The organism is Paenibacillus sp. AR247 (genome assembly GCF_002968895.1).
Lineage (GTDB): Bacteria > Bacillota > Bacilli > Paenibacillales > Paenibacillaceae > Paenibacillus_AQ > Paenibacillus_AQ favisporus.
Map to the genome: position 1 here is coordinate 362,920 of NZ_PCZT01000002.1, position 4,751 is coordinate 367,670.

General features: G+C 59.9%; 4 protein-coding genes and 1 pseudogene. All 5 read right to left on the minus strand.

The annotated features are described in order from the left end of the window. Positions 1 to 339 (minus strand): annotated as a pseudogene (locus CPT76_RS02215) (peptidase M17); the annotation flags it as partial. Then, positions 336 to 1,082: a M17 family peptidase N-terminal domain-containing protein gene (locus CPT76_RS02220; RefSeq protein WP_105441787.1), complete on the minus strand. Its 747-nt coding sequence runs from the start codon at positions 1,080 to 1,082 to the stop codon at positions 336 to 338. The pseudogene CPT76_RS02215 and the gene CPT76_RS02220, both read right to left, overlap by 4 nt. A gap of 42 nt (positions 1,083 to 1,124) precedes the next feature. Continuing rightward, positions 1,125 to 2,558: a dipeptidase PepV gene (gene pepV, locus CPT76_RS02225; RefSeq protein WP_105441788.1), complete on the minus strand. Its 1,434-nt coding sequence runs from the start codon at positions 2,556 to 2,558 to the stop codon at positions 1,125 to 1,127. After that, positions 2,555 to 3,574 carry an ABC transporter ATP-binding protein gene (locus tag CPT76_RS02230; RefSeq protein WP_105441789.1) on the minus strand — a complete coding sequence of 340 codons (1,020 nt, stop codon included), beginning with the start codon at positions 3,572 to 3,574 and terminating at the stop codon, positions 2,555 to 2,557. The genes pepV and CPT76_RS02230 overlap by 4 nt, the downstream gene beginning before the upstream one ends. Then, positions 3,571 to 4,581, minus strand: a complete 1,011-nt coding sequence (locus CPT76_RS02235; RefSeq protein ID WP_105441790.1) for an ABC transporter ATP-binding protein — start codon at positions 4,579 to 4,581, stop codon at positions 3,571 to 3,573. Before CPT76_RS02235 ends, CPT76_RS02230 begins: the two co-directional genes overlap by 4 nt. Between the last annotated feature and the right edge of the window lie 170 nt (positions 4,582 to 4,751).

The window sequence follows — 4,751 nt, forward strand, 5'->3', positions numbered from 1 at the left end:
GTGTCCCACCGCACCGGTCAGCGTCGCAATGTCGATGATCCGCTCGGCCCCGTTCCGGGCGGCGTGCAGGATGGCGTCGGCCAGGATCAGCCGTCCTTCGGCATCCGTGTTGACCACCTGCACGGACAATCCGTTCGGATAGCGGATCACATGCGACGGCAGGATGGCGTCCCCATCCGGCACGTTTTCCGCGATCGGAATGAGCGCCGTAATTCTTGCCTTCACTTCCAGCCGGGTGAGTAGATCCATCGCGCCAATGACGGCCGCGGCCCCGCCCATGTCGAAGCGGGCGTCGCTCAGATCCCGGGCGACCTTCAGGTTCATCGCCGCCCATGTCAAACGTGACTCCCCTTGCCGATCAGCGCAAGATGTGGGGCGTTAGAATCGCCGAAGTATTCGATCTCCACCATGGCCGGCGGATGCTTGCTTCCGCTGCCGACAGCCAGCAGGCCGTTCATCTGCCGCTGCTTCAGCTCCTCGCCCTGGTACACGTGAAGCTTCACGTTCCGGCCGGCAAAGACCATCTTGATCCGCTGCACGAAGCTGGCCGGATGAAGATCATTCGGCGCCTCGTTGCACAGGTCCCGGGCCAGAGCGACCGCTTCGGCCCGCGCGCGTCCGAGCCAGGCCGCCTCCGCATAGCTGCGCTCGGCATCTGACTCGATCCGAATCCAATCCACCTGCCCCTTCTTGTAGCGGGATGTATATTTATCGAACACATATGTGCCCAGAAGCCATCCTTCGACCCAGGCGACGGCAGCCTGCTCGGGCCATTCGACTTCCCCGAAAATGTCACGGAGGGCCGTACCGTCGATCGAAGCGGTTCTCAAGGACGCTTTGCGGATTTCGCGGCCCGCCCCGCCGGCGGCTTCCCGCAGCGCCTCCATGCCGAATTTGTCCCGGCTGCCCAGACCGACGACGAGAATATCCTGCTCCCCGTGCCGTCCGTAAAACCAATGGACGGCGCCGCGGCCGCCCATCCCTTCGCGAAGGGTGAGCCCGGCGGGTTCGCCTTCGCTGTCCTCAAACACCGGATAGATCGTTACATCCGCCGGTTGCCCTGTTCCTGATATCAATTCCATCAGCTGTACATTCCTTTACAAGAATTTTGGTTAAGCCGCAGATTATAGGTTCAGATTGGCCAGCTCATGCATCGCCCGGGCATAGATTGCCGTCGAGCGAATCAGTGCATCGATGTCGATATGTTCGTTCCTTTGATGTGCCGAATTGGCCATGCCCGGAAATACCGGGCCGAAAGCGACGCCGTTTGCGATATACGCCGCATAAGTTCCGCCGCCGGTTGACAGCAGCTCGGCCGGCTGCCCCGTCTCCGCCTCGTAGACCCGCTGCAGCGCTTCGATCATCGGATGATCGTCCGGCACGCAGTGCGGATGTTTCAAGCTCGGCGGTTCGATCTCAAGGCCGCAGGCCGAGGCCCGGACCCCGATGTTCTCCAGAATATCCGCTTGATTTCCGCAAACCGGATATCTCAGGTTGATGTGAAAATACGATTCTCCTTCCAGATCATACTGCAGCAGCCCTGTGTTGACCGTCAGCGGTCCGGTGATCTGGTCTTCCATTGCAATGCCGAAGGCACGCCCGTGGATATCGCCGTACATCAGCGCATCGACCGTATGGAGATAATGCTCCGCACCCGAAGGGAACGAGAACTCCTTCAGAAAATGGATCAGCTTGAGGCCCGCATTAATGCCGAGCTGCGGCTCCATGCCATGGGCCGTCTTACCGGTCAGCGACAGGCTCGCTGTCTGCCCGTCCGCATCGATCTCAAAGCTTCCTTTCAGCCCTTCCGTCGCGCAGTAGTCCTCATAAGCCTTCTGCATCGCACTCAGGCTGCCTGCATCTCCCGCAACCTCGGCGCGCGCCCCTTCTGGCACGCTGTTGGCCACATCGCCAGCCGTGAACAACCGCAGCCGGTACTCGTAGCCGGACGAATCGCTCTCCTCGATCGGCTTAAAGAGCAGCCGGGTATTGATCTGCCCCTTCTCGGCCCGAACAATCGGAAAATCGGCATCCGGCGTAAATCCGCAAATCGGTGCCGGCTCCAGCTCGTTATATTTCTGCATGCACTTCCCCGTCCGCTCCTCGTCCGTTCCAAAAATAAGGCGGATCCGGTGCTTCAGCGGAAGACCCATGTCTTTGACGATTTTGAGTCCGTAAAACGCAGCCATCGCCGGGCCTTTATCGTCCTCGGCGCCGCGGGCAAAAATTTTGCCGCCCCGGACGGACGGCTCGAACGGAGGGGTCGTCCACTTCCCGGATGCCGGAACGACGTCCAGATGGCTCAGAACGGCCACATAGTTCTCGGCCGATTCCGGGCCGAATTCGGCGTATCCAACATATCCGTCCAGGTTCCGAACCCGGAAGCCTTCGGCGGCGCACAGGTCCAGCATATATTGCAGTGCCTCCGCAACACCTTGGCCCATCGGCTGCCCAGGGCCGCTGGTGTCCGGATCATAGACACTGTCGATTCTCAGAAGTCCGGACAGATCTTCAATCAAGGCCTCTTCCCGCTCTTCGGCCATTTCGTACCAGCTCATGCGCCGGCTCCCTCCTTATTAACAGTCATATTTTTACTTGGATCATACAGATGACACGCTACCCAGTGCCCTTTTTCCGCTTCCTGCCATACCGGCGTTTCCGCAGCGCACAGCTCCGTAGCAAACGGGCAGCGCGTCCGGAATCGGCATCCGCTCGGCGGGTTGATTGGGCTTGGCAGGTCTCCCTGCAGCACCATGCGTTCCCTGCCGCGCTCCAGCTTCGGATCGGGGATCGGGATCGCCGAAAGCAGCGTTTTGGTGTATGGATGCAGCGGATTCTCAAACAACTCGTCGCTGCTCGTAAGCTCCACCATGCCCCCGAGGTACATCACCCCGATGCGGTCGCTGATATGCTTCACCATCGACAGATCATGAGCGATGAACAAATACGTTAATCCCAGTTCCTGCTGCAGCTTCTTCATCAGATTCACGACCTGTGCCTGGATCGATACGTCCAGCGCCGAAATCGGCTCATCGGCGATCACGAACCGCGGATGAACCGCAAGCGCCCGGGCGATGCCGATCCGCTGGCGCTGGCCGCCGGAGAATTCGTGCGGGAACCGCTCAGCGTGGCTGCGGTTAAGTCCGACCGTCTCCAGCAGGTCGTAGACCATCTGCTGGCGCTCCTTGCGGTTCTTGGCGATGCCGTGGGCGTCAATGCCTTCGGCGATGATGTCGGTCACCGTCATCCGCTGGTTCAGCGACGCATACGGATCCTGGAAGATCATCTGGATGCTCCGGCTCAGCTTCTTCCGCTCGGCATTGGATTTACGGCCGTGCACTGCCTCGCCGTCAAAGCTGACCGTCCCCTCCGTAGCTTCATAGAGACGGATCAGCGTGCGGCCCAGCGTCGATTTGCCGCAGCCCGACTCGCCGACAAGACCGAAAGTCTCCCCCGGATAAATGTCGAACGAGACGTCGTCCACCGCTTTCAGAATCTGTCCGCGGCCCACGTCAAAATGCTTCTTCAAATGCTTGACCTCGACCAGCGGTTTTGTCCCCTTCTCGTGCTTCATGGCCGATCACCTCCCGCAAGCGGACTCTGTACTTTCGGCGCCCGGCTGTCCTGCAGCCAGCAGGCCGCGCGGTGCGTCTCCGAGTGCTCTGTATATTCTGGCATATATTCGTGGCAAATTTCCATGGCGTACGGACAGCGTGCCGCAAACGGGCATCCCTTGGGCGGGTCGCTGAGGTCCGGCGGCGTGCCGGGAATAGCCGTCAGCTCCTCCGATTTCTCATTCAGCTTCGGCATGGAAGCGAGCAGCCCCCAGGTATACGGATGCTTGCCTTCGTAAAAGATTTCGTCTACCGTACCGGTTTCCACGATTTTACCGGCGTACATGACCGCTACGCGCGACGCCATATTCGCGACTACGCCCAGATCGTGCGTGATCAGCACGATGGACGTGTCCAGCTCCTGCTGCAGCTTCTTCATCAGCTCCAGAATTTGCGCCTGGATCGTCACGTCGAGCGCGGTCGTCGGCTCGTCGGCAATCAGCACCTTCGGGTTGCACGCCAGTGCAATCGCGATGACCACGCGCTGGCGCATGCCACCGGACAGCTGGTGCGGGTACTGCTTCAGCCGCTTGTCCGGATTCGGGATGCCGACCTGGTCCAGAAGCTCCACCGCCCGCCGGTTGGCTTCCGCGCCGCCGAGCTTGCGGTGCTTCTTCAGCACCTCGGTGATCTGCTTGCCGATCGTCATCGTCGGGTTCAGCGACGTCATCGGGTCCTGAAAGATCATCGAGATGTCCCGGCCCCGGATATCCTGCATCTGCTTTTCCGGCAGCGACGCGATATCCTTGCCTTCATAACGGATCGAGCCGTGTTTAATTTTTGCGGACTTCGCCAGCAGCCTCATGATGCTTTTGGAAGTCACCGATTTGCCGGATCCGGATTCCCCTACGATCGCCAGCGTCTCGCCCCGGCCCAGGGAAAAGCCGACGCCGCGCACGGCCTGCACTTCGCCCGCATATGTGAAAAAGCTGACCTGCAAATCCTGCACTTCGAGCAAATTGTCCATTCTCTCTTCCCCCTATTTCCGCATTCTCGGATCCAGCGCATCCCGCAGCCCGTCACCCAGAATATTGAACGTTACCATAATGAGGACGATGATAATCGAAGGTACAGCAGCAGGTANGCCTGCGTATCAAGGATGCAAGCCGTCGTAATCAGCACCCCGAGCGAAGACAT